The organism is Tsukamurella pseudospumae, from assembly GCF_001575195.1.
Lineage (GTDB): Bacteria > Actinomycetota > Actinomycetes > Mycobacteriales > Mycobacteriaceae > Tsukamurella > Tsukamurella pseudospumae.
The window spans coordinates 322,747-346,552 of the sequence record NZ_LSRF01000033.1; the positions used below are offsets into that span (position 1 = coordinate 322,747).

At 69.3% G+C, this 23,806-nt stretch carries 28 protein-coding genes and 1 tRNA gene; 13 read left to right on the forward strand and 16 right to left on the reverse strand.

The window, feature by feature from the left end; genetic code table 11:
* The first annotated feature begins 93 nt into the window (after window positions 1-93).
* Window positions 94-1,131: an ATPase BagA gene (gene bagA / locus AXK60_RS12045; RefSeq protein ID WP_425315213.1), complete on the forward strand. Its 1,038-nt coding sequence runs from the start codon at window positions 94-96 to the stop codon at window positions 1,129-1,131.
* Window positions 1,128-2,234: an ArsA family ATPase gene (gene bagB / locus AXK60_RS12050; protein WP_068571348.1), complete on the forward strand. Its 1,107-nt coding sequence runs from the start codon at window positions 1,128-1,130 to the stop codon at window positions 2,232-2,234. Before bagA ends, bagB begins: the two co-directional genes overlap by 4 nt.
* A gap of 71 nt (window positions 2,235-2,305) precedes the next feature.
* On the opposite strand, the gene AXK60_RS12055 is transcribed toward bagB, so the two are convergent.
* The gene (locus AXK60_RS12055) at window positions 2,306-2,620 is read right to left on the reverse strand and encodes a WhiB family transcriptional regulator (protein ID WP_068571349.1); all 315 of its coding nucleotides are present in this window, start codon (window positions 2,618-2,620) and stop codon (window positions 2,306-2,308) included.
* A 247-nt stretch (window positions 2,621-2,867) separates the two neighbouring features.
* On the opposite strand from AXK60_RS12055, the gene AXK60_RS12060 reads away from it, so the two are divergent.
* Complete coding sequence (locus tag AXK60_RS12060; protein ID WP_068571526.1) at window positions 2,868-5,390, forward strand: penicillin-binding protein; 2,523 nt, start codon at window positions 2,868-2,870, stop codon at window positions 5,388-5,390.
* Window position 5,391: 1 nt separating this feature from the next.
* The gene (locus AXK60_RS12065) at window positions 5,392-6,189 is read left to right on the forward strand and encodes a hypothetical protein (RefSeq protein WP_068571350.1); all 798 of its coding nucleotides are present in this window, start codon (window positions 5,392-5,394) and stop codon (window positions 6,187-6,189) included.
* Here AXK60_RS12065 and AXK60_RS12070 read toward each other — a convergent pair whose 3' ends face one another.
* Complete coding sequence (locus tag AXK60_RS12070) at window positions 6,190-7,839, reverse strand: acyl-CoA dehydrogenase family protein (RefSeq protein WP_068571351.1); 1,650 nt, start codon at window positions 7,837-7,839, stop codon at window positions 6,190-6,192.
* 137 nt (window positions 7,840-7,976) lie between these two features.
* Between AXK60_RS12070 and AXK60_RS12075 the strand changes: the two genes are divergently transcribed.
* Window positions 7,977-8,696 (forward strand): PaaX family transcriptional regulator, encoded by a 720-nt coding sequence (locus tag AXK60_RS12075; protein ID WP_068571527.1) that lies wholly within the window; start codon window positions 7,977-7,979, stop codon window positions 8,694-8,696.
* A gap of 15 nt (window positions 8,697-8,711) precedes the next feature.
* Here AXK60_RS12075 and AXK60_RS12080 read toward each other — a convergent pair whose 3' ends face one another.
* Window positions 8,712-8,945 (reverse strand): hypothetical protein, encoded by a 234-nt coding sequence (locus AXK60_RS12080; protein WP_068571352.1) that lies wholly within the window; start codon window positions 8,943-8,945, stop codon window positions 8,712-8,714.
* 148 nt (window positions 8,946-9,093) lie between these two features.
* Window positions 9,094-9,669, reverse strand: a complete 576-nt coding sequence (locus AXK60_RS12085; RefSeq protein WP_068571353.1) for a TetR/AcrR family transcriptional regulator — start codon at window positions 9,667-9,669, stop codon at window positions 9,094-9,096.
* An 18-nt stretch (window positions 9,670-9,687) separates the two neighbouring features.
* On the opposite strand from AXK60_RS12085, the gene AXK60_RS12090 reads away from it, so the two are divergent.
* Window positions 9,688-10,815: an SDR family oxidoreductase gene (locus tag AXK60_RS12090; protein ID WP_231855441.1), complete on the forward strand. Its 1,128-nt coding sequence runs from the start codon at window positions 9,688-9,690 to the stop codon at window positions 10,813-10,815.
* 67 nt (window positions 10,816-10,882) lie between these two features.
* Here AXK60_RS12090 and AXK60_RS12095 read toward each other — a convergent pair whose 3' ends face one another.
* The 3 genes from AXK60_RS12095 to AXK60_RS12105 are packed head-to-tail and all read right to left on the reverse strand — an operon-like array spanning window position 10,883 to window position 13,181.
* Window positions 10,883-11,650, reverse strand: coding sequence for a crotonase/enoyl-CoA hydratase family protein (locus AXK60_RS12095; RefSeq protein ID WP_068571355.1), 768 nt, complete (start codon window positions 11,648-11,650; stop codon window positions 10,883-10,885).
* Window positions 11,647-12,438, reverse strand: a complete 792-nt coding sequence (locus AXK60_RS12100; RefSeq protein WP_068571356.1) for an acyl-CoA thioesterase domain-containing protein — start codon at window positions 12,436-12,438, stop codon at window positions 11,647-11,649. Before AXK60_RS12100 ends, AXK60_RS12095 begins: the two co-directional genes overlap by 4 nt.
* 50 nt (window positions 12,439-12,488) lie before the next feature.
* Window positions 12,489-13,181, reverse strand: coding sequence for a haloacid dehalogenase type II (locus AXK60_RS12105; RefSeq protein WP_068571357.1), 693 nt, complete (start codon window positions 13,179-13,181; stop codon window positions 12,489-12,491).
* 69 nt (window positions 13,182-13,250) lie between these two features.
* On the opposite strand from AXK60_RS12105, the gene AXK60_RS12110 reads away from it, so the two are divergent.
* Together AXK60_RS12110 and AXK60_RS12115 are read left to right on the forward strand one after the other, a co-directional pair.
* Window positions 13,251-13,868 carry a class I SAM-dependent methyltransferase gene (locus tag AXK60_RS12110; protein ID WP_068571358.1) on the forward strand — a complete coding sequence of 206 codons (618 nt, stop codon included), beginning with the start codon at window positions 13,251-13,253 and terminating at the stop codon, window positions 13,866-13,868.
* A gap of 9 nt (window positions 13,869-13,877) precedes the next feature.
* Entirely contained in the window at window positions 13,878-14,312 is a 435-nt protein-coding gene (locus AXK60_RS12115; RefSeq protein WP_068571359.1) for a hypothetical protein, read from the forward strand.
* 37 nt (window positions 14,313-14,349) lie between these two features.
* Here AXK60_RS12115 and AXK60_RS12120 read toward each other — a convergent pair whose 3' ends face one another.
* On the reverse strand, window positions 14,350-16,347 hold the full coding sequence (locus AXK60_RS12120) for a TerD family protein (RefSeq protein ID WP_068571360.1): 1,998 nt from the start codon (window positions 16,345-16,347) through the stop codon (window positions 14,350-14,352).
* Window positions 16,348-16,495: 148 nt separating this feature from the next.
* Between AXK60_RS12120 and AXK60_RS12125 the strand changes: the two genes are divergently transcribed.
* Window positions 16,496-17,674, forward strand: a complete 1,179-nt coding sequence (locus tag AXK60_RS12125) for a DUF7373 family lipoprotein (protein ID WP_139057905.1) — start codon at window positions 16,496-16,498, stop codon at window positions 17,672-17,674.
* 54 nt (window positions 17,675-17,728) lie between these two features.
* On the opposite strand, the gene AXK60_RS12130 is transcribed toward AXK60_RS12125, so the two are convergent.
* The gene (locus AXK60_RS12130) at window positions 17,729-18,439 is read right to left on the reverse strand and encodes a hypothetical protein (protein ID WP_068571362.1); all 711 of its coding nucleotides are present in this window, start codon (window positions 18,437-18,439) and stop codon (window positions 17,729-17,731) included.
* A 109-nt stretch (window positions 18,440-18,548) separates the two neighbouring features.
* On the opposite strand from AXK60_RS12130, the gene AXK60_RS12135 reads away from it, so the two are divergent.
* Window positions 18,549-18,911, forward strand: a complete 363-nt coding sequence (locus AXK60_RS12135; protein ID WP_082777978.1) for an ArsR/SmtB family transcription factor — start codon at window positions 18,549-18,551, stop codon at window positions 18,909-18,911.
* 50 nt (window positions 18,912-18,961) lie between these two features.
* On the opposite strand, the gene AXK60_RS12140 is transcribed toward AXK60_RS12135, so the two are convergent.
* A complete protein-coding gene (locus AXK60_RS12140; protein ID WP_139057906.1) occupies window positions 18,962-19,435 on the reverse strand; it encodes a hypothetical protein in 474 nt (157 codons plus the stop codon).
* Window positions 19,436-19,513: 78 nt separating this feature from the next.
* Window positions 19,514-19,729: a hypothetical protein gene (locus tag AXK60_RS12145; RefSeq protein ID WP_068571529.1), complete on the reverse strand. Its 216-nt coding sequence runs from the start codon at window positions 19,727-19,729 to the stop codon at window positions 19,514-19,516.
* Between the two features lie 96 nt (window positions 19,730-19,825).
* Between AXK60_RS12145 and AXK60_RS12150 the strand changes: the two genes are divergently transcribed.
* The gene (locus tag AXK60_RS12150; RefSeq protein WP_068571364.1) at window positions 19,826-20,428 is read left to right on the forward strand and encodes a TetR/AcrR family transcriptional regulator; all 603 of its coding nucleotides are present in this window, start codon (window positions 19,826-19,828) and stop codon (window positions 20,426-20,428) included.
* Between the two features lie 97 nt (window positions 20,429-20,525).
* Here the strand turns inward: AXK60_RS12150 and AXK60_RS12155 are convergent.
* Window positions 20,526-20,599, reverse strand: a tRNA-Pro gene (locus AXK60_RS12155).
* Between the two features lie 55 nt (window positions 20,600-20,654).
* A complete protein-coding gene (locus AXK60_RS12160; RefSeq protein WP_068571365.1) occupies window positions 20,655-21,605 on the reverse strand; it encodes a metallophosphoesterase in 951 nt (316 codons plus the stop codon).
* A gap of 53 nt (window positions 21,606-21,658) precedes the next feature.
* On the opposite strand from AXK60_RS12160, the gene AXK60_RS12165 reads away from it, so the two are divergent.
* Together AXK60_RS12165 and AXK60_RS12170 are read left to right on the forward strand one after the other, a co-directional pair.
* Entirely contained in the window at window positions 21,659-22,123 is a 465-nt protein-coding gene (locus AXK60_RS12165) for a GatB/YqeY domain-containing protein (RefSeq protein WP_068571366.1), read from the forward strand.
* Window positions 22,124-22,125: 2 nt separating this feature from the next.
* Window positions 22,126-22,626 carry a hypothetical protein gene (locus AXK60_RS12170; RefSeq protein ID WP_068571367.1) on the forward strand — a complete coding sequence of 167 codons (501 nt, stop codon included), beginning with the start codon at window positions 22,126-22,128 and terminating at the stop codon, window positions 22,624-22,626.
* Between the two features lie 6 nt (window positions 22,627-22,632).
* On the opposite strand, the gene crcB is transcribed toward AXK60_RS12170, so the two are convergent.
* The 3 genes from crcB to AXK60_RS12185 are packed head-to-tail and all read right to left on the reverse strand — an operon-like array spanning window position 22,633 to window position 23,805.
* Complete coding sequence (gene crcB, locus AXK60_RS12175) at window positions 22,633-22,989, reverse strand: fluoride efflux transporter CrcB (RefSeq protein ID WP_068571368.1); 357 nt, start codon at window positions 22,987-22,989, stop codon at window positions 22,633-22,635.
* The gene (locus AXK60_RS12180; protein WP_231855443.1) at window positions 22,986-23,336 is read right to left on the reverse strand and encodes a fluoride efflux transporter FluC; all 351 of its coding nucleotides are present in this window, start codon (window positions 23,334-23,336) and stop codon (window positions 22,986-22,988) included. Before AXK60_RS12180 ends, crcB begins: the two co-directional genes overlap by 4 nt.
* Before the next feature lie 43 nt (window positions 23,337-23,379).
* Window positions 23,380-23,805, reverse strand: a complete 426-nt coding sequence (locus AXK60_RS12185) for an organic hydroperoxide resistance protein (protein WP_068571370.1) — start codon at window positions 23,803-23,805, stop codon at window positions 23,380-23,382.
* Window position 23,806: the final 1 nt, after the last annotated feature.

A 23,806-nucleotide genomic window follows, 5' to 3' on the forward strand; every position in this document is an offset into this window, starting at 1 on the left:
TACAGCGGTGCAGAACGTGTTCTCGGTCGCATTGCACGGGGAGGTTCACGCTATCGGCCCGGGCGTGCAGGGCGGTATGGATATGCTCCGGTCGTGGTGGTGAGTGAGGCGGGCCCCGGCGGGGTCGCGCAGGACACGGCGGCGGCATGGCCCGATGGGCTGCGGGACTCCCGGCTGCACTTCGTGTCCGGCAAGGGCGGGACCGGCAAGTCGACGGTGGCCGCGGCGCTCGCGCTCGCGCTGGCCGAGCGCGGTAGGAAGGTCCTGCTGATCGAGGTCGAGGGCCGCGCCGGCATCGCCCCCACCTTCGAGCTCGGCGAACTGCCGCCGACGGAGACGAAGATCGCGACCGCCGGTACCGGCACCGTCTTCGCGCTCCCGATGGACGTCGAGGCCACCTTCCTCGACTACCTCAAGACCAACTACGGCATGGGCCTCGCGGCCCGCGCGCTCAAGTCGATCGGCGCGATCGAATTCGCGACGACGCTGGCGCCGGGCCTCAAGGACATCCTCATCACCGGCAAGATCATGGAGTGCACGCAGCGCCGTGACCGCGACGGCCGGTACGCCTACGACGCGATCGTCGTGGACGCGCCGCCCACGGGCCGGATCGGGAAGTTCCTGGACGTGACGCGGGCGATGAAGGAGATCGCGAAGGCGGGCCCGATCGCCGGCCAGGCGGACCGGGTGGTGCGCCTGCTGCACTCCCCCGACACCGTCGTGCACCTGGTGACGCTCCTCGAGTCGCTGCCGATCCAGGAGACCGCGGAGGCCGCGCGGGAGCTGCGCGAACTCGATCTCACGGTCGGCGCGGTCATCGTCAACCGGACGCTGCCGCAGCTCCTCGACGCCGACGAGCTGCGCGCCGCCGCGGACGGCACCGTCGACGGCCCCGCGGTCCGGGCCGCGCTCGACGGTGCCGGGCTCGCCCTGTCCGACGAGGATCTCGCCGGGTTGCTCACGGAGACCATCCAGTTCGCGCGAACGGTCGACGGGCAGGACGAGGCGCGCGCGGACCTGCGGGCGATCGATGTCGCGGGCCGGTTGGAGCTGCCTCTGCTGACCGGCGGGGTGGACCTGCGAGGCGTCCGCGAACTGGCGGGTGCACTGGAAGAGGCGGGGGTCCGATGATCGGCCTGGAACTGGGTCCGCAGCTGGTGGATCCGGGTACCCGCGTGGTGGTGTGCTGCGGCTCCGGCGGCGTGGGCAAGACGACGACGGCCGCGGCGATGGCGCTGTGGGCGGCCGAGCAGGGGCGTCGCGTGGTGGTCCTGACGATCGATCCCGCACGCCGGCTCGCACAGGCGCTCGGCGTGGCCGACCTGACGAACGAGCCGCAGGAGGTGGACGTCCCCGGCGACGGCACCTTGCACGCGATGATGCTCGACATGAAGCGGACCTTCGACGAGATGGTCACCTCGAACGCGGATCCCGCACGCGCGCAGGAGATCCTGAACAACCCCTTCTACCAGACCGTGGCCAGCTCGTTCTCCGGAACGCAGGAGTACATGGCGATGGAGAAGCTTGGCCAGCTCACCGCCGACGAGCGCTGGGACCTCGTGGTGGTGGACACGCCGCCGTCGCGCAACGCCCTCGATTTCCTGGACGCGCCGAAACGGTTCGGCTCCATGCTCGATTCGCGCCTGATGGGGCTCATCGCGGGCCCCACCCGTGGCTTCGGCCGGCTGGTCTCGGGCGGCATGGGGATCGCACTGAAGCTGGTCTCGACCATCGTCGGCAGCCAGATGCTCTCGGACGCTTCCGGATTCGTCTCCCAGATGGACACGCTGATCGGCGGCTTCCAGGAGCGCGCGGATCGTACCTACGCGATGCTCGCACGGCCCAGCACGCGTTTCGTAGTGGTCGCCTCACCCGAGGAGGACACGCTGCGGGAGGCGACCTACTTCGTGGAGCGCCTCGCGGGCGAGTCGATGCCGCTCGCCGGCCTCATCGTCAACCGCACGCATCCCGGACTGGCCGCGGTCCCTGTCGAGGCCGCCCGCGCCGCGTCCGGCCGTCTGGGGCCCGACGGCGCCGCCCGCACCGCCGAGGCCGTCCTCCGCGTGCACGCGTGGCGTGCGGAGATCGCGGCGCGCGAGGTGCAGGTGCTCGGGGAGTTCGTGCGACGGTGCCCGACGGTGCCGGTGGTCGGCGTGCCCTCCCTGCCCTTCGAGGTGGCAAACCTGGAGGCGCTGCAGGCCGTCGCCGAGCAGATCGTCGGCCGAGTTCAATAGCTGGACAAACGAAAGGGCCCCACACCGTCGAAGGTACGAGGCCCTGATACCTCCCGCCGGGAGGCGGGGAGTCAGCCGGCGACGACGCGCTTGCGATCGCGCTGGGCTTCGAAGAAGGCGCGCCAGCTGGTGACCTCGGGGTGCTGGCGGAGGAGGGCGCGGCGCTGGCGCTCCGTCATACCGCCCCAGACGCCGAACTCGACGCGGCTGTCGAGCGCGTCGGCACCGCACTCGAGCTGGACCGGGCAGTGACGGCAGATGGTCGCGACCTTGCGCTGGGCGGCGCCACGGACGAACAGCTCATCGGGATCGACGTCACGACACTTGGCCTTGGAGACCCAAACCAGGCGATCCTCGTCGTCGACCAGAACCCGTGCACTTGTCATGTGACATCCCCTTTCGCGTGTCGTGGTCCCGACCTCCCCTCGGTCCTTCCCGGAGGTGTACGGGGGGCCGATCGAGGTGCTCACCACATCGTCTGCAATAGTGTTACCTGAATCACACGGAGGAAACAAGTCGGGGACCGAGGTAAATCGGAACAGTGGTCCAAGAAAATCTGTACGTCCGTACCGATGCCCAGGTCGGCGCGTCGGGACCCCGGAATCGGGCGGGTCGGCACGTATCCTGGTGACCGTGTCGAAACCCGGAGTGATCGCGAAACTGGTCGGCTGCATCCTGCTGGCCGGCCTGCTGGTCGCCGGTGTCCTCTTCCCGTACATCGGCGGCGTCGGCCTCATCTCGAACCGTGCGGCGGACACCGTCGACAACATCAGTTCCGAGCTGCTCGAGGGCCAGGTGCCCGAAGTGACCACGGTGGTCGACTCGACCGGAGCGCCGATGGCCTACCTCTACGACCAGCGACGCGTGCAGGTCCCGTTCGACCAGATCTCGCCGAACATGGTGCGCTCGATCATCTCGATCGAGGACAAGCGGTTCATGGAGCACGACGGCGTGGACTACCAGGGCACCCTGCGCGCGTTCCTCAAGAACCAGTCGGCCGGCGAGGTCCAGCAGGGCGCATCGACACTGGATCAGCAGTACATCAAGAACTACCAGCTGCTCGTCCTCGCGAAGTCGGACGCGGACCGGCGGGCGGCCGTCGAGACCACCCCGGCGCGCAAGCTGCGCGAGGTGCGGATGGCGCTCACGCTCGAGCGCACGCTCACCGAACGCGCGAAGAAGGAACACGGCGTCGACGACACGCGGGCGAAGGTGATCGCCAAGGAGCAGATCCTCGCGCGGTACCTGAACCTGGTGCCCTTCGGCAACGGCGCCTACGGCATCGAGGTGGCGGCCCAGACCTACTTCGGCAAGCGGGCCTCGCAGCTCAACATCCAGGAGTCGGCGATGCTCGCCGGCATGGTCCAGTCCAGCTCCTCACTGGACCCGTACACCAACCCCCAGGGCGTCACGATCCGGCGCAACACCGTCCTGGACACGCTCGTGGCGAACTTCCCGGACAAGGCCGCGGAGTACCAGGCGGCGAAGCAGACACCCCTCGGCGTTCTCCCGCGCCCGAACACGCTGCCGGGCGGCTGCATCTCCGCCGTCGCGAACCGTGGCTACTTCTGCGACTACGTGCTGCAGTACCTCGCCCAGGCCGGGATCCCCAAGGACATGGTGATGCGCGGCGGCTACACGATCCGCACCACTCTCGACCCGCGTGTCCAGGACTCGGTGCAGTCGGCGCTCACCGCCACCGCCAGCCCGACGCTCTCCAACGTCGCGCAGGTCATGAACGTGATCAAGCCCGGTCAGACCTCGCACGACATCGTCGCGATGAACTCCTCGCGCGTCTACGGCCTCAACGTGGACAAACGCGAGACCGTCCAGCCCGAGCCCTTCGCGCAGGTGGGCGACGGTGCCGGCTCGACCTTCAAGATCTTCACCGTCGCGGCGGCGATGGAGAAGGGCATGGGTCTGGACACGAACGTCACCGTGCCGTCCACGGTCTCGGTGAAGGGGATGGGACACGGCGGCTACGCGGGCTGCCCGTCGGATTCCTACTGCGTGAAGAACGCGGGACCGTATCCGTATTCGATGTCGCTCACACAAGCCCTCGCGACCTCGCCGAACACGCCCTTCGTCAAGCTGATCGAGCAGGTCGGCGTCACCCCGGTGGTCGACATGGCGGTCAAGCTCGGCATGCGCTCGTACACGCTGCCCGGCAGCTCGGGCTTCGGCAACGACAGCCTCGCCGACATGTTCAAGAAGCAGAACCTGGCCTCGTTCACCCTCGGTCCGACCGCGGTGAGCGCGCTCGAGCTGACGAACGTCGCGGCCACGCTGTCGTCGGGCGGCATGTGGTGCCCCGCCAACCCGATCCAGTCGATCACCCAGCCCAAGCGCAACAGCGACGGCATCCAGACCGTGGGGGCCGACGGTAAGCCGGAGACGACCCCGGTGCCCTTCAAGTCCGAGAAGTGCGAGCAGGTCATCGACAAGGGCCTGGCGAACACGCTCGCGAACGCGCTCAGCCAGGACGACCGGGGCGGGGGCACCTCCGCGGGCTCGGCCTCCCGCGTCGGCTGGACGCTCCCGTTGTCCGGCAAGACCGGCACCACGGAGACCTTCCGTTCGTCGGCCTTCCTCGCGTTCACCAACCAGTACGCGGGTGCCAGCTACGTCTACAACGACGGCAACTCCCCCGGCCCCATCTGCACGAGCCCGCTGCGGCCCTGCGGCGAGGGCAATGTCTACGGCGGCAACGAGCCGGCCCTGGCCTGGTACACCGCGATGAAACCGATCTCGACGATCTACGGCCCCGTCGCGCTGCCCTCGGTCGACCCGAAGTACCGGGACGGCTTCGGCCCCGGCAAGATCCCGAACGTGATCGGGCTCAACGAGTCCGCGGCACGCGCCCGGATCGAGGCCGCAGGCTTCAAGGCGACCGTCGCGTACGTGAACAACTCGGCCGCGAAGGGCACCGTCGTCTCGACCTCGCCGTCCGGCTTCACCCAGCCCGGCTCGACGATCACCCTCAACCTGTCGAACGGCATCGCCCCGGCACCGACGGCCCCGTCGCTCCCCGGCGTCCAGACGGGGCCGGGCGGCACCACGATCACCATCCCGGGCTTCGGGCAGTTCACCATCCCCGGTGCGGGCGGCCAGGGCGGCGGCCCGGTTCCCACGCCGGCGCCGACCCCGGACAACTGACGTGCGCGGCGGACGCGCCGTCGTCGCGCTCCTGCTGGCGGGTTCGACGGTGACCGCGTGCGCCGGTCCGGCGTCGCCGCCCGCCGGGTCGACCGGCCGGTCCGGCGCGTCGGTGGCCGTCTCGGTCGCGCCGTCGACCACGTCCGCGGCGGAACCGTCGTACGACTTCGGTCCTCCCGGGCCCACCGCGGCCCCGGCGCACGGCTACGTACCCGGTCTCGACCGACGCAAGGGCGTCGACGGTCCACTCACCTACGACGTGCAGGTGCCGACGTTGTCCGGAGGTGCCGCCGCCGTCACTGCGCGGTTCAACGCGTCGATGCAGGCCTCGCTGTCGGAGGTGATGAACGCCCTGACCAAGAACGAGCGCGCGACTCTCGCGAACGGCAATCTGGTCAACGGCGAACGCTCGCGGGTGACGCACATCGGCTCTCGCGTCGTCGCCGGCATCCTGCTGACGAACTACTACGTCACGGGCACGGCGCATCCCAGCAATGGTCTCGGCACCATCGTGATCGACACGACCACCGCGCAACCGATCTTGCTCACGCAGGTCTTCCCCACGTCCGAGGGGCAGGCGCGGGTGCTCTCGCTCGTTGCCGCGAAGCGGTACGGTCCAGCGATTCCGTTCGCCCGGGAGTTCGCCCGTGACCTCGCGAACTGGGTTCCGTCGGACGAGGGCCTCACGGTCTACCCCGACGTGGCCCACGCGGCCGGCGACTACGGTACGGTCACGATCCCATGGTCCGAGCTGAAAGACGTGGTGGCACCGGCGATGTGGCCGGTCGTCACGTCCTGATCAGCCGATCTTCGGGGTCACGCGGTCGAGGATGGCGGCGGTGTCGACGTCCTGCGGGAGGGTGCCGAAGACGTCGCCGCGGTCGCCCGCGAGCCGGCTGCGGGTGTAGGCGTCCGCGACGGCGGGGTGGCCGAACCGGACCAGGAGCGAACCCTGCAGCGCCGCAGCCATGTCGCCGACGAGGCGGCGGGCGCCGAACTGCAGCGCCGTCTGATCGCCGAGGTCGAGCGCACCGAAGGAGCCCTTGAGCTTCGCGACGGCAGCGTCGTAGACGGAGTCCGCGCCGGCGGCGGCGTCGAGCTCGGCGAAGAACGCCGCGACGGCCTGCGGTTCGCGGGCCATGGCGCGCAAGACATCCAGGGCTGCGACATTGCCGGAACCCTCCCACACCGAGAGCAGCGGGGCCTCGCGGTACAGGCGCGGCATCCGCGAGTCCTCGATGTAGCCGTTGCCGCCCAGGCACTCCAGCGCCTCGGCGGCGTGGATCGGGCCGCGCTTGCAGACGTGGTACTTGGTGACGGCCAGGGCGATCCGGCGCAGCAGCGACGCGTCCTCGTCGCCGGCGACGGAGCGGTCGGTGAGTCCCGCGAGCCAGAGCCCGGCGGTTGTCGCACCCTCGGCCTCCACGGCGAGGTCGGCGAGCACGTTGCGCATGAGCGGCTGGTCGATGAGGCTGGCGCCGAAGGCCTTCCGGTGCGCGGCGTGATGCGCGGCCTGGGTCAGCCCGGCCCGCATGCCGGTCGCGGTGCCCAGCACGCAGTCGAGGCGGGTCATGTTGACCATCTCGACGATGGTGCGCACGCCGCGCCCCTCCTCGCCGACCAGCCAGCCGACGGTCTCGTCGTATTCGACCTCGCTGCTGGCGTTGGAGTGGTTGCCCAGCTTGTCCTTGAGGCGCTGCAGGGCGAAGACATTGCGCGTCCCGTCGGGCAGCACGCGCGGGATGAAGAAGCACGAGACACCCGACTCGGTCTGCGCGAGCGTCAGGAACAGGTCGGACATCGGCGCCGAGGTGAACCACTTGTGGCCCGTGATCCGGTACGTGCCATCGGATTGCGGGATCGCGCGGGTGGTATTGGCACGGACGTCCGAGCCGCCCTGCTTCTCGGTCATCGACATGCCGGCGATGAGGCCGCGCTTGCTGAGCGGGGCGCGCAACCCGAAGTCGTACTCCTTCGCGGTGAGCAGCGGCTCGTACTGCGCCGCGAGCTCCGGGTTCGCGCGCAGGGCGGGGACCACGGCGTAGGTCATGGAGATCGGGCAGCCGTGTCCGGCGTCGACGTGGCCCCACACGCTGAACTTCGCGGCGCGCACCAGGTGCGCGTTCGGGCTCGGGTCCGCCCACGGCGCGGCGTGCAGGCCGTGCTCGACGGCGACCGTCATGAGCCGATGGTAGGCGGGGTCGTACACCACCTCGTCGACACGGTTGCCGTACCGGTCGTGGGTCTTCAGGACGGGCGGGTGCGCCTCGGCGAGGTCGCCCCACTCGAGTGCCTCGGCGGTGCCGCCGAGCGCGCCGAGCGCGTGGATCGCGTCCAGCTGCGTCGCGTCCACGTGCGCGCAGCGCAGCGCATCGTCGATCATCGGGGTCTCGGCGGTGTTGAAGCCGAGCAGCGGGGGCACCTGGTTGGTCACTTCGTGCGTGGGCATGCTGCGGTTCCTCCGGTTCGACGGTGCGCGACCCGCCCGGGCCGTTGCGTCCAGTGTTGCATATGTTCGACAGTCGCACCACAGATGCAATGGATCCGTGGGGTCAGCTGTTCTCCCGCGGTGTAGCGTCGACGCCGATGTCCCCCTCCCTCACCGCCACGGTCTCGGCACGATCGGCCGTGCTCAGCCTGCTGCTCGGCGCGCACCCGCCCGAGCTGGAGGGGCGCGAGATCGTGGCGGCGATGCGACTGTTCGGAGTCTCGGAATCGACGACCCGCGCCGCGATGTCGCGCATGGTGACCGCAGGCGACCTGGTGCGCGACGGCGGACGGTACGCGCTCTCGGAGCGGCTGGTGCGGCGTCAGGCGCGCACGGACTCCCCCACAACGACGGTGTGGGACAGGACGTGGGAGACCGCGATCATCACCACGAGCGGCCGCAGCGCCGGCGACCGCGCGAACCTGCGGGCCGAGATGACCCGGCTCCGCCTCGCGGAGCTCCGCGAGGGCGTGTGGATGCGGCCGGCGAACCTCGACCGCCCGTGGACCGACGCGGTGCGGGACGTCGCGTCCCGCTTCTCCGCCCGGCCCGAGGACGACCCCGTCGAGCTCGCGCACGCGCTGTGGGACCTGCCGGAGTGGTCCCGGCACGGGCACGCGCTGCTGGCCGCGGTCGATGACGCGGGCGACGACGGGCAGGCCCGGTTCCTGACCATGGTGGCGCTGGTGCGCCACCTCTACGAGGACCCGGTGCTGCCGCCGGAGTTGCGTCCCGCCGACTGGCCGGCGGAGGCGCTCACCGCGGCCTACGCGGACTTCCGCGCCTGGCTCGCGGCGATGCGGATCGGCCGGGGCTGAGGCGGCCGCCGCCGATCAGGCGAGGGTGTTCGCCACCTTGGTGATGCGCGCCTGCAGCCGACGCAGCTGCAGCCCCTGGTCGTCGAGGCGGCGGGCGATGGACTTGACCGCGTCGCACGAGCCGGTCTCGTGCAGGCTGCGGGCGTCGATCTGAAGGTCGTCGCCGGTGCGACCGAGGGAGTCTGCAATGAGTGTGAGCTGGGCGGTGAGATCGTCGAGTTCGCTGCGGACGCTGCCTGCGAGCCCCATGATGTTCCCTCTCTGCACGACCCCGGACGGAGCCGTTCCACCTGCACAGTAGGTGGCGAGTGTTACCCGTGTGACGAATTGCAGGTGACCGATGCGTGTCCGTTACCCGACGATTCGTCGGCATCGCACGCCGCGCCCGCTGTGATCGTCAGGCACTCCCGAGGCCCGCGAAGACCACGTCGAGTAGCCGGGTCGCCTGGGCTCGGCCGTCCGGCGTGGGCGCGACTCGCCAGAGGAAGCTCATGAGCATGATGACGTCCGCAGCGTCATGCCCCTGCGCGACAACACCTTCCGCAACGCACGCATCGAGCAGCTTTCCTACTGCGACGCTCATCGGACCCCATGCTTCGTCTGCGACGGCCTGCGCGGCGGCCGAGTGCAAGGCGTCGCCCAGTCGGTGTTTGCGGCGGATCGAGGCCGCCAACATCGCGAACCACTCGACGAAAGCATCCTTCGCCGAGGCGCTCGCGCGGAGGACGTCGTCGACGGATTCGGCGAGCGCGTCGATCTCGCCCTGATAGGCGGCGAGCAGGAGATCGTCACGGGTCGGGAAGTGACGGTAGAGCGTGCCGGGACCGACCCCCGCGCGGCCTGCCACCGCCGTCAGGGTGGCGTGTGGATCCTCGGCGAACAGCTCTCGCGCGGCGTTGACGATGAGGGCCCGGTTTCGAGCGGCTGCGGCGCGCTGGCGCCCGTACCCGCCGGCCTGGTCGACGTCCTCCACAGGTTTCCTCCCGTTGCCTTGCGGAGGATCCTCCGCTATCTTGAAATTACGGAGAATCCTCCGCATGTTGTTGACCATACCGCGCCGAGTCGCACAAGAGGCGGCGCTGAGGAGTTTGAAATGACACAGGTGCTGGTCACAGGTGGGTCGGGATTCATCGGCGGTTGGTGCGTCCTCGCCGCGCTCGAAGCCGGACATGATGTCCGAACGACCGTCCGCAATCTCGACAAGGGGGATGCGCTGCGCACGCGACTCCATGCCGCCGCCACCTTCGACGATTCCAGACTGACCGTCGTCCAAGCCGATCTGACCAGCGACGACGGCTGGGGCCCGGCCACCGCCGGAGTGGACTACGTACTCCACGTCGCGTCACCGACCCTGCGCAACGGCCCGGTCGACGAGCAGCAGATGGTTGATGCGGCGCGCGGCGGCGTGCTCAGAGTACTTCGCGCGGCTCGCGGCGCCGGCGTTCAGCGTGTTGTGCTGACGAGCGCGTCCGGTGCCGTCGTGTACGGGCACGAGCCGCAGTCGGAGCCGTTCACGGAAGAGGACTGGACTGACATCGATGCCGGCGTCCCGCCGTATCAGAAGTCGAAGACTCTGGCCGAGCGTGCCGCGTGGGAGTTCGTCGCCGGCGAAGGGCAGGGCCTGGAGCTCGCGACGATCCAGCCGACCGCCGTCCTCGGCCCGCTTCTGGGCAACGATGATCCGCCGTCGCTGCGCACCGTCGCCGGCATGCTCAACGGGTCCTTGCCGGTATGTCCGCCGTTCGGCACCGGCTGGGTCGACGTCCGCGACGTCGCGGACCTGCACCTGCGTGCGATGACCGATCCGGCGGCCGCCGGGGAGCGGTTCATAGCAACATCCGGGCACAGTCTGAGGATGGTTGAACTGGCGCGGATTCTCCGAGATCGACTCGGCGACCGAGCGGCGAAGGCGCCCACGCGAGAGATGCCCCTGCTACTGGCGAAGGTTCTCGCCCTGGTCAATCCGCAGATGCGGGCCCTGCGGCCGCAGCTCGGATTGAACCTGGACTCGAGCTCGGCCAAGGCGGAGCGAGTGCTCGGTTGGCGGCCCCGAACGGTCGCGGATTCCCTCGAAGACACCGCGAACAGTCTTCTCTCGCAGGGATCGGCGGCCGACTGACATCCCGCACAGCTGTGCACGTTCCACGTCGATCCGGACGAGGAACGGTACGTCGACGACGTGCCGCCTAGAGGACCGTCGAACCGTGCCGTCCGGCACCGTCGGAGAAGCGGGTGGCACCCTCGACCGCTCCGTCGGCGAGCGAGGCCAGGCCGTAGCGGTACTCGATCGCGAGGGCCGCGGGCTCCGGCTCGGCCTCGCCCTCCAGCATCGACAGCCTGTCGTTCCGCAGGCAGGCCTGCGGGAATGCGGCGAGCTGCCGACCGAGCTCGACGGCCGCCGCCAGGGCGGTCCCCGGTTCGACGGTGCGGTTGACCAGCCCGATCGCCTCGGCCTCCGCCGCGCCGACGGGGCGGCCGGTGAGGATCAGGTCCATCGCGCGGCTCGCGCCGATGAGCCGGGGCAGGCGCACGGTTCCTCCGTCGATGAGCGGCACGCCCCAGCGGCGGCAGAAGACGCCGAGGGTCGCGTCGCTCGCGGCCACGCGCAGGTCCGCCCAGATCGCGAGCTCGAGACCGCCCGCCACGGCGTGGCCTTCGATCGCGGCGATCACCGGCTTGCTCAGCCGCAGGCGGGAGACGCCCATCGGGGCGTCACCGTCGGGCTCGACCCGGTTCGGGGTGCCCGCGGCCACGGCCTTGAGATCGGCCCCCGCGCAGAAGGTCCCGCCGCGACCGTGCAATACGGCTACCGCGGCGTCGGGATCCGCCTCGAAGGCGCGGAAGGCGTCCGCCAGGGCTTCGGCGGTGGCGCGGTCGACGGCGTTGCGCACGCCGGGCCGGTCGATCTCGACCACGGTGACGGGCCCCTCGCGGGTGACGACGACGGTGCTCATGACGACGTCGGCCCGTGGACGGCGGAGCCGGTCGCGATGCCGGTGACGGTGCAGACCCCGAAGCGCCCGCCGCGGTCGAACATGCTGGCCGAGGAGATGCTGACGCCGTCGACGATGACGAATTGATCCGCCTCCAAGCCGATCTCGTCGCTGATCGGGGCTCGCGCGAGCGCCATCGAGACATCGCCGTTGATGGTCTCGACGCCGCCCGTTCCCATGCCGGTGACCAGGTTGGTGCAGTCGGAGACCATCGCGGCGCGGGCGAAGGGCGTGGTCTCCTCGCCGTCGAGAACCCGCCAGCCGGCCGTCCAGATCCGCTTGCGCTCGGCGTTCGCCCACGCGGCGGGTGTTTCGGCGGAGATGTAATCGCCGTTCCCGCTTGCCATCGCGAGGCGCAGCCCGTCGTCGGGCGGCGGCGCGGGGACGTGCGGATCGGACCAGACGGCACCGTCGGGCTGCGGGGCGGGGTGGTAGAAGGTGACTGTAGCGCGGACGACGGTCTTGTCCTCCTGGACGATCTCGGCCTCCGCCACGCGGATCCGGCGACCCGAGCGGACGAGGCGGGTGCGCACCTCGAGGTGGCCGGAGCGGACCATCCGGAACATGTCGCAGTGCCACCTCGCGCCGACCAGTCCCGCACCGAACTCGGTGTCGAGGACCTGCGCGAGGAGACCCGTGATCGCCGGGCCGGACAGGGTGCCGGGCGCCCAGCGCCCTTCCGCCGCGGGCAGCGAGTCGAAGCCGCCGCCGCTCCGGGTGAATTGTGGTGATACGTCCTGCCTGGTCACCCTTATCGGTCTACCAGGCGCCCGGACGGGGGTCGTCGGCAACCCGGTCGTCAGCAACCCAGCTGGTCGGCGAGGTCGTCCATGCCGGTGGCGTGGTAGGCGTCGAGCGGTTCGCGCTGTTCGGGCTTGTCGACGGGGCCCCACTCGCGCGGCCGTTCGACGTACGCCGTGCGCAGCCCGCAGGAGCGGGCGGCGGCCAGGTCGGAGACGTGCGTGGCGACCATGAGCACCTCCGCGGGTTCGACCCGGAACAGTTCGGCGATGCCGAGATAAACCTCGGGAGCGGGCTTGTAGTGCCGCCACAGGTCGGCGCCGCCGAGGAAGTCCCAGTCGAACCCGTTGTGCTTGGCCATCTCGCTGAGCAGCGCGACATTGCCGTTGCTCAGCGCGGTGACGGTGTACCGGGCCGTGAGGCGACGGATCGCGCCGGCGGCGTCGGGCCAGCCGGGGATCACGTGCCACGCGTGCACGGCATCGTCGAGTTGCGCTGCGCCGGCGACGGTCCCGTGCTTCTCCCGGAGGATCGTGTCGAGTTCGGAGCGGTGCAGGTCATCGAGCAGCGTCCACGGTCGGACGCCGGATTCGACCTCGGCGAGCGCGGGGCTGTAGCGCAGGCGCCATTCGAGGGCGAGCTGCCCCGCGTCGATGTCGGGGAAGATCCGCGCGAGCGCCGCCGACACCCCGGTGTGCCAGTCGGTCACGGTGCCGAAGGTGTCGAAGGCGAGGACCTTGATCTGCTCCATGCATCGATCCTGCCAGCCGCGGCCGCCGAACAGGTCCGGGTCGCGCGACGGTGCGGTACCAATGGGGGCATGGGTGATTCGTTCTTCGTGAAGCTGTGGCCCCGACTGGTCCGGAACGAGCCGCCGTTGGTGAGCGAGCTGCGGCGCCGCAACCTGGCGGGGCTGTCCGGTCGCGTCCTCGAGGTGGGCGCCGGCACGGGCACGAACTTCCCGCTCTACCCGGCGGACGTCACCGATGTGGTCGCGCTGGAACCGGCCGCCGAGCTGCGCGCCCTCGCCGTGCGGGCTGCGGACGGCGATCCGCGGATCGAGGTCCGGCCCGAGCGGCTCGACGAGTACGTTCCCACCTCCCCGTTCGACGCCGTCGTCTTCAGCCTCGTCCTCTGCTCCCTTCCCGACCCCGAGGGTGCCGTTCGGCAGGTCCGCGAGCTCCTGGTGCCCGACGGTGAGCTCCGCTTCCTCGAGCACGTCGCCGCACGGGGCGGGATCCTGGAGGGCGTGCAGAAGGCGGCGGACGCCACCGTCTGGCCTCGAGTGTTCGGCAATTGTCACGCCCACCGCGACGCCGTGGGCCTGATCAGCGGCGCCGGTTTAGCCGTGACCACCGTCGAGGACCGGATGCTGGCGCCCGCCTGGGTCCCCTTCCCGACGTCACCCCTAGTCCTCGGCCGGGCGTCGGCCCGGTAGAACTGACGGATGACGATCGACGCGGCACACCTCGGGCTGGACACTCGGCTCACCCTGCTGGCCGCGGGTCTCGTGTTCTTGTGGGCGCTCGCGCTGGGAGTGTGGAAGTACCACGGGATCATGACCTCGCCCGACCATCAGGCGCACGTGTACGTGGACATCGCGCACCGCGCCGCACTGCTGTACTCGTTCGCGCTGCTGCTGACGGCCGTGTTCGTGCAGTTGAGCGCCTGGCCACAGTGGGTCGACCTGACCGCCGCCGCAGTGCTGACCTTCTTCTTCGCCGCCGCGATCGGCAGCTACTGCTGGCACGGCGCGCGCCGCGACACCGACAATCAATTCGCCCCGCCCGCTCCCGGAGTTCACGGGTTCATGCTCGCGCTGATCGTCGCCGAGATCGGCGCGTTCGCAGTCCTTCTCGCGGGGTTCGTCGCGGGCTGGTAGGCGCGAGCTCACTGTTGGTCAACGCAGCGGACGCGGTTCACCGATCAGGCCTCGGCGCACGGAGGACCTCTGTGACATCGCGATGGAAGCCATTGACCAAATCGACCATGCTGGAAACGAAGCCGTTCTCCGATGCCGCCCTTTTCGATCCCATCGACGCCTCTGCGGTGATCGTGAACTCGCGGATGTCACGCCCGCTGGGAGGCACGAGCATCGCCGGGTCGTCCCGAGCGGACTCCATCAATGCGGACGTCGTCTCGGTTCGACTCCCGAAATGGTGCGCCGTCACTCGAAGCTTCGGAGGCGCGGCGTCCAACTGCCGCAGGAGCCAGTTGATCTTGGTCGTCGTCCTCCCCGCTCGTGGCGCCTGGACAGCCTGAGAGCAACCGACTTTCAGCCGCGACAGGTTGGCGTTCAACACGATCGGCGCAGTCGCCCCGTCGACACGGAGCGTCCCGAAGAGCTCACCGGAATCGGCCAACTGCTTGGCCCGACTGACAGCATCCGCACGACTACTCGGAATCTGCGACGACGCCGTCTGGCCGGTCAATGCGGTGAGCTGCAGCGCGAGATGTCTCGTCAGTTGATCGAACCGCGCGCAGACCTCCGCTGTCGCCGGATCGCTCGCCGAGAGCGTCCCGTCGGCGACGCCGTTTCTGACCTTGACCCAGTGACGACCCATGTCGCCGAACTGCCACATACCGGCCTGCTGCTCCGACGCGTACAACAGGAACTGCTCCATGATCCGATCATGAAGACGATCTCCACCTGAAGCCGCTAGGGCCAGTGAGCCCTCGGTCACGATCTCTTCCCACGAAAGATGCGTCACCGAAACAGACTTCGGTGGTCGCGCCTTCAGCTGAATCGGCAGTTCGCCGGGACAAGGCGGCACATCGCAGGTGATCGTGACGACGGCGTCGAACCCCTTTGCACGAGCAATCTGGACGTACCGGTCGATCTGATCGGCGTTGAGCGCTCCCTTCGCCGTCTTCACCTCGACCAGCGCCACCCACTCCTTCGACCCGCGCGACACGCGGATGAGACCGTCCGGCCGGTGCTCCTGCCCTCCCAGTGGGAACACGACCTCCGTGAATGTCTCGGTACGGCCGCGCGGTGCCCCCATGAGCGAGGCGATCCTGCGACCGAATTCCGGAACCGTCGACATCACCGACAGCAGTACTGAGGTCGTCCGCCCCTCCTGCTCCGCACTGCTCCTGATCCCCACCGCTGGGAACAATCGGGCCCGCCGCCACGGGCCCGCCGCGACCTCGACGGGGAGGCCCGGACACGCTCGCTCCTTCCAGTCCACAGGCAGCTTCGCTACGGCCTTCCTTCGGCGCGAGAGAGCGACCTTCGTTCCCGGCACAACCGGCACATCGCCGACGAACTCCTGTTCCTCGATGACGTCCGCCGCTCCGCCGGCGACGTCGTCATCACGATCGGCGGGCGGATCATCGACGTCGACGCCGTACTCGCCGACCAGAGCGCGCAGGCCCGCACTGTAGCCCTGCCCGACCGCGCGAATTTTCCACTCCGATTCCCGGCGGTAGATCTCACCGAAGATGACGGCGCGCTCGCCCGCCAAGCCCGTCAGTTCACTGACCACAACGGAATCGGACGACTCATCGGTCGACTCGGCCGTCATGCAGAGCGATTCAGCCTCACCGAATGTGCGTTCCGTCCCGGCGGAACCGTCGATGCTGGCGGCGATGAGGACTCGATCGACCGACTCCGGAAGTCTCGCAAGATCCACCTCGATCGTCGCCTCGTCAGCGGTCACCTCACCCGACCCGACACTCGAGGTCAGACGAACAGCCGCATCGGCCCCCAACGGTTGGTTGTAGAAGATCAGGTCGTCATTCGATCGAACCTTCCCATCACCACCGAGAATGAGCACGCTGACGTCGGTGGGAATCCTCTCCACGTCCGCACCGACCCTCGTGGCGATCGTCACGGTGACATGAGCGCTCGGATCCCCGAACACTTCGCCGACCTTGATGTTCGCCCCCTTGACGAGGACATGCGACTCCGACATTTCGTCAATGTATCGCCGCCCGCCTCAGGGCGTCGGCAAAGTCCCCAGCTTCATCCAACGCCGTCGGACTCCCACGCTGGATCACGCTTCCCCGACTGCCCCGGACGACGTTCCCTGCACGTTGCACGTACGTGTTAGCTTGCAGATCATGCGCAGTCGGCGTGGTCGTGCAGCGGCCCTCACAGCCGTGGCCATCCTCGTCGCCGGCTGCACCCCGATCGCGGGGACCGCCGTGCCCGATCCGACTGCGATGAAGCGTTTCCAGCTCAACACCGGCAACTTCTCCACGACTCCACGCACGGTGACGGCGGGCAACGCGCTCGATGCATGGCAGCAGGAGGGCTGGCGGATCGCGTCCGCCGTCGTACCGCCGTGGGACGTCGACACGACGCTCGGCACCACCGGCGGCGGGGATGGCAGCAGCATTCCCATGTTCACCGCGACGCAGCTGATCAAGACCACCGACGCCGTCACCGCGGAGCAGGCCGTCGCCCTCGGAGCCAACGGCTACCAGACCGGATACCTCGCCAGCAGCCACGACACCGCTGACCGGACGCGACTCAGGATCGGGATCCTGCGGTTCGCCGACGAAGCCGCGGCGACACGCGCGGTCGCGGCGGCCACGGCCAAGAGCCCGTCCAACACGCGGACGGTCCCCTCCGACTTCCCGGTGCCGGGCGCCTCCCTGACGCTGCTCGGAACGAAATCGAACGAGACCATCGTCGGCATCACGACGATGGTGCCGCGCGGGAATCTCGTCGCCATCGCCGGAGTCCGCGCCGCGGGCACGCGCGACGACACCGACCGGCTACTCGCCCTCGTCGGCCGGGCGCTCGCCGCGCAGGTGGCGAAGCTCGGCGACTACCGGCAGACCCCGTTCGACGCGACCAGGGCCGAGATCCCGCCCGTACCGATGGACGACGACGGCATCGTCGGGCTCACCCAGGAACCGAAGCAGGCCCAGGGCTCCACCGGACTGTCGTCGAACAACGCCCCGGGTAGCGGTTGGGGCGATGCGCACGCCTACTCCCTCAGGGGGCACGAAACCGTCTCCGGGCTCGAGCGTTTCGGCTCCGCCGGCCCGAACACCGTCTACCGGTTCACCGACGAGGCATCTGCCGCCCGCATCTTCACCTCATGGGTCGGCGACAAGCGTGAGACGATCCCCGGGATCACAGGCCAATACGGTGGCTGCGTCACGGGTCAGGTGCTCACCATCTGCTTGATTCGCCAGGGCCGCTACATCGCCGAGTCCGTGTCGCAGACATCCGACGCCTCGAAACAGCTGTCCGCCGCAATGTTCCTCAAGCTCCGGTCCGCGAAGTGACCTCGGAGACTTCTCCGACGGTGCCCCATCCGCGTTGCTCGGTCGTCATGCTTCTCAGACGATTCCGGCCGCGACGAGAGCACCCACGATCAGCAGCACCGCGGCGGTGATCAGGTTCGCGCCCTTGTCGATCCACGCACCGCGCAACTGATACCCCGCGAGCGCGCCGAGCATCGTGAGGCCGACGATCGTCCCGATCGTCACGATCGAGAAGGCTACGAGGGTTCCCGTCGCGGCGACGACTCCGAGACCACTCGCAGCGAGGAACACCGGCAGGATCGTCAGATCCGGCGACGCTGCGGCTCCGAAGGGGACCACGAACGCCATCAGCCGCACCGTCCTGCCGCCGTGGTCGTGCGCATGACGGCCGTCGTGCACGTGACCGCCATGGTCGTGTACGTGGTGACCGTCGCCGTGGCCGTGGCCACCGTGCTCGTCGTGGGCATGGGAGTGGCCGCGCCCGAGGACCTCCATCACGAGGAAGACCAGGCCGGTCAGGACCAGGAGGCCGCCCACGATCAGGCTCTGGTTCCGCTCGATGACGGAGCGGAACTGCAGTCCGATCGCGATGATCGCCGCGCCGAGTAACAGCGACAACGCGACGTGCGCAACACCGGCGAGTGCGGACAATCGCAGCACTCGACGCAGCGAATAGCGTTGCGTCCGTGCAATCACCGAGAGCGGAACCCAGTGATCGGGCATAACGGCGTGGCCGAATCCGACTCCGGCGGAGGCTGCGATCAAGGCGGGGGCGGCGAGGCTCATCGCGTAACCATATCGCATATCTGCGTATCAATGAATATACGAAGATCGCGAATCACAGGTGTAGCCTGTGCGATGACCGGCGCCGCGCCGACGGAGGAGGCACTGCAAGATGGGCCACTCAGCCACCGACATCTACAGCGGATCGACCCACCACCCCGAGCGACTCAGCAATGAGCAGGTCGACGCGGCGGTCTCCATGCTGGCGATGCTCGCCGAACCGACCCGACTCCGGCTGCTCTGGGCCCTGCGCGATGACGAACTGGGTGTCGGCACCCTCGCCGAGAAGGCCGGCTGCACACCGACCGCAGCTAGCCAGCACCTCGCGAAACTGCGTCTCGCCGGTGTGGTCGTCAACCGCGCCGACGGCACCGCCCGGCTCTACCGCCTGGCGGGTGGGCATGTCCTGCGTCTCCTCCTGGAGTCCGTCGCGCAGGCCGACCACACCGTGACGGGAACGCCCGACCACCTCTGATCACCGCGCGGGCACGCCCGGATCGCGCCCACGGAGCACCGTCGACACCCCTACCGGCTGTACGTTCCGGAACAGGACGTGCGGCTCGTATTCGCGTAGCCCCAGCCCCATTTCACGGTCGTGTCGGCGGTGAAGCGGACGGTTCCGGCACCGGTGTCGATGTCTGCGAACCGCCCATCGGCCGCCCGCAGCACTCCATGGGCACCCGTCCGTAGGTTCTGCCAGGTCAGCGTTCCGGAGGTCTTCGGCATGACCTGCATGAATCCTGCGTTGTACTTCGACGCGTCGGCGATGGTGTCCACCCAGGTGCGGCCGGGGACCGGATAGCCGCCGTGCACACCGTCACGATCGGACGCACTCACCGAGACACCGTCGCTCGTGCAGACCAGCGCTTCGCCGCCGGCCGCCTGAGCAACGCCGCCGCCCGCGACGAACAGCCCCGATGCGGCGACCGCGCCGGCGATTCCCACGACGAGAGAGGGCTTCACGTCCACAAGATGGAGCCGTGAGTTGGTTGAGGTCATGTCGAGTCTCCTACTCTTGCTGTGGATCGATTCCTTCCAGAACGTCGACGCCTGGATGTTATTCGTTACGTTCGCTACTTAATTCCGGGAACTCTCAGCCCGCCCCTTACCTCGACTCGCGAGGACGAGCCCCACCACGGCCGCCGCGACGTAGACGACGAGGTGCACCACGAACCCGCCGGGCATCCATCGCAACAGCCCCTCGTTGGCGTGATCGACGAGCAGTCGAATCCCGCCCTGCACTCCCAACACCAGCAGCGCAATGCCCGCTACCAGCACGATTCCACTCCGCACCGCCACACCCCTACCTAGCAGTCTTGTTGGTTCGATCGAACCATAACATCCTGTTGTTACGCTCGCACCACGAAAATTCGAGAAGGGCTGGACGCGATGCCGAGGCAGGTGGACCACGACGAGCGACGGCGCCAGATCGCGGAGGCGGTCTGGCGCCTGGCGATGCGGGGCGGTCTCGAGCAGGTCACCCTGCGCCAGGTGGCGACGGAGGCGGACGTCTCCGCTCGACTCCTGCAGTACTACTTCGGAACACGCGATCAGGTGCTGCTCGGCGCACTGGAGATCCTCAACGCCGACGCCGAACGCCAGGCGAAGCGACGCATGGACGAGCTCGGCGAGTCACCGACCATCCGCACCGTCGTCCGGGGCGTCCTCCTGGAGATGCTGCCGCTCGACCAGGAGCGCCGCGACCGGCACACCGTCTACGCGGCCTACTTCGTCCGCTTCCTCACGGAACCCGCCCTCGCGTCGGTCGCCGAGGCGGCCACCTCCGGGCTCGCCGATCTGGTGACGGACCTGATCGCTGCCGCCCGCGCAGCCGGGCAGGTCGTGGAAGGCGTCGAACCCGCCGTCGAGGGAGCCTTCCTCACCGCCGGCGCGGAAGGCCTGCAGACGCGGATGCTGCTGAGCCAGTTGTCGTCCGACGACGCCATCGCGATCATCGACCGCCAACTCGATCGCGTCTTCACGACTGCATGACCGCCCCGACGACGGCCACCCCTACTCGGCGCACAAGTAAGGCCCCTGGCCAGTGTTTCCACTGATCAGGGGCCCTGCTGTCGTCTCAACCAACGAGTCGGGGTGGCGGGATTCGAACCCACGACCTCTTCGTCCCGAACGAAGCGCGCTACCAAGCTGCGCCACACCCCGTGGTGACAACCTCGATAAGGTTACTACAGCCACCGTCGGGCGGGAAATCGGCAGGTCAGGCCTGTACTGCCTCAGGGGCGATGACGGGGCCGAGCTCGACCTCCCGATCGCGGACGGGCGCGCCGACGAGGGTCAGCAGCGAGGCCTCGGGGCGACAGAACGTGCGGAACGGCGCCCAGGGCGACGTGCCGAGGCCGGCGCTGACGTGCAGCTTCATGTGCGCACCCCAGGCGGAGGCGCCCTTCACCCGCGAGCGATCCAACCCGCAGTTGGTGATCAGCGCGCCGTACACGGGCAGGCACAGCTGGCCGCCGTGGGTGTGGCCGGCGAGGGCGAGGTCGTAGCCGTCGGCGGCGAACTTGTCGAGCACGCGCGGCTCCGGCGAGTGGGTGAGGGCGAGCCGCAGGTCGACGGCCTCGTCGGCCCGCCCGGCGATCGTCTCGTACCGGTCCCGCTCGATGTGCGGATCGTCGACGCCCGCGACCTGGATCGTGACTCCCCCGGCCTCGAGCCGGCGGCGTTGATGCGTGGCGTCGAGCCAGCCGCGCTCGGCGAACGCGGCGCGCAGGTCCTGCCAGGGCAGGGGCTCGCCGTGCTTGCGCTCGTGGTTCTTGTCGAAGTACTTGGCCGGGTTCTTCGGGGTGGGCCCGAAGTAGTCGTTGGACCCGAACACGAACAGGCCGGGGCGCGCCAGCAGCGGGTTCAGGGTCTGCACCACCGACGGCACGGCCCGCGGATGCGACAGGTTGTCACCCGTGTTCACCACGAGGTCGGGCTCGAGCGCCGCCAGGTCCCGCACCCAGCCCTGCTTGAGCCGCTGCCCGGGCGTCATGTGCAGGTCCGAGATGTGCAGGATCCGCAGCGTGGGCGTGCCGGGCGGCAGAATCGGCAGCGTGTGCTCGCGCAGCGTGAACGCGTTGCGCTCGAGGACCGTGGCATAGGCGATGGACGCGACGCCCGCGCCCGCCAGGCCGGCGCCGGCGCGGATGAGTGGGTGAACTGCCATTGCCCCAGGATACTCAGCTGCCGCCCCCACGCACACCGCGTAACTTGGAGGCCATGTCAGAAGTGAAGGCCGCGATCCGCGACGATCTCAAGACCGCGATGAAGGCCAAGGACGTCCTGGTCACCGGCACGCTGCGGATGCTGCTGTCCGCGATCCAGAACGAGGAGACCTCGGGCACCGCGCACGCGCTCACCGACGAGGAGTTCCTCAAGGTGGTCGCGCGCGAGGTGAAGAAGCGCGGAGAGGCGGCCGAGATCTTCGCCGCGAACGGCCGCGATGAGCTCGCCGACAAGGAGCGCGCCGAGGCCGAGGTCATGTCGCGCTACCTGCCGAAGCAGCTCGGCGACGACGAGCTGAACACCCTCGTCGACGCCGCGGTCGCCGAGGTGACCGCCGAGCTCGGCGAGGCCCCGACGGTGCGCCAGATGGGCCAGGTCATGAAGGTCGCGAACGCGAAGGCGGCGGGCGCCGCGGACGGCAAGCGGCTGTCCTCCGCCGTCAAGGCCCGGCTGGCCTGACGGTGGCGAAGGCACGCCGTCCGGGCGCGATGTGGCTGTGGGTCCTGATCTCCCTCGCCGCCGGCGCGGGCGCCATTGCGCTCCACGTCACTGCGATCATCCAGTGCTCCGCGCTGCTGGGCACCATGGGCTACCCGGGGAACTTCCCGGGATCGCCGCTGGGCGTGCGCACGATCACGATTCTCGTGCTCGCCATCGCGGGGCTGGTGGTGTGCGCCGCAATGGCGTTCACGGGCCTGTTCGCGCTGTTCGGGCAACGCTGGGCGACGGCGCTGTACGGCCTCGCAGTGTTCGCCGGGTTCCTCGCCGCCGCGGCTGCGGCGCTGCTGGGGAACGAGCGCGCCTACTCGGATCCGGTGAGCCGCTTCGGCATCGACCACAACGGCGCGCCGCTCGCAGGTCTGCCGATGTGGGGTGCAGTCATCGTCATGCTGCTCATGCTGTTCTCGCTGATGCTCACGCGCCCGGTGTACCGGTACGCGCAGGAGCGCAGCGGCGCGTAGCGCAGATCAGAGTGCGCCGAGGGCGTAGCCGCCCCACACCGCGACGACGCTCGCGACCAGCGTCGTCAGACCGTAGACCACGCCCTCGCGGTAGCGCTTGTCCCGCAACAGGGTCAGCGTCTCGACGGTGGCGGTACTGAAGGTCGTGTAGCCGCCGCAGACGCCGGTGCCGATGATCGCGAGGGTCTCGCCACCGACCCCGTTCTTCGCCGCGAGGCCCGCGAGGACCCCGAGCACGAAGGAGCCGGTCGTGTTGATCACGGCCGTGGACCACTCGACGAGTCGGCGCCGCAGCGCACCGTCGACCAGGTACCGCAGGACGGCCCCGAGCCCGCCCCCGAGGGCGATCAGAAGGGTGGTCACGCCGGGATCACCTTGGGCACCAACATCGCCCCGGCGAGCGCCGTGACGAGACCGAGGAGCACCGTCGCACCGGCGTACACGGCGCCGACGGCCGGCGAGGCACCGTGGATGTCGAGCGCGAACGCACTGTAGGTGGTCAGTCCCCCGCAGAAGCCCGTGCCCAGCAACAACTTGACCCGACGGTGCCGTTCGTCGTCGGGCCGCTGCGAGAGCGCCTCGACCACGCCGCCGAGCAGGAACGCGCCGACCATGTTCACCGCGAACGTGGCCCACGGGAACGGGGTGTGCGGCAACCAGTGCCCCACCTCGGCGCGCGCAAAGGTACCGACCGCGCCGCCCAGGAACACCAGTCCCAGGGCGGCGGGCCGCAGCAGAGTGCTCAGCGGACGATCAGACCGCGGTGGTCAGGTCGACGTCGATGTTGCCGCGCGTCGCGTTCGAGTACGGGCACAGCTGGTGCGCCTTGGCGACGATCGCCTCGGCGTCGGCCTGCGCGAGCCCCGGGAGGGTCGCCGTGATCGCGGCGTTGATACCGAAACCGGTCTCGGTCTTGCCGAAGCCGACGGTGACCTCGACGGTGGCGTCGTCGGGGATCGCGACCTTCTCGTTCCGGCCCACGGCGCGGACGGCGCCCAGGAAGCACGCCGCGTAGCCGGCGGAGAACAGCTCCTCCGGGTTGGTGCCCTCGCCGTTGCCGCCCATCTCCTTCGGGGGCCGGGTGTCGAGGTCGATGCGGCCGGTGGCCGACTTCACGTGACCGTCGCGGCCACCGCCGTTGGCGGTCGAGGAGATGGTGTAGACGACGTCCAGGCTCATA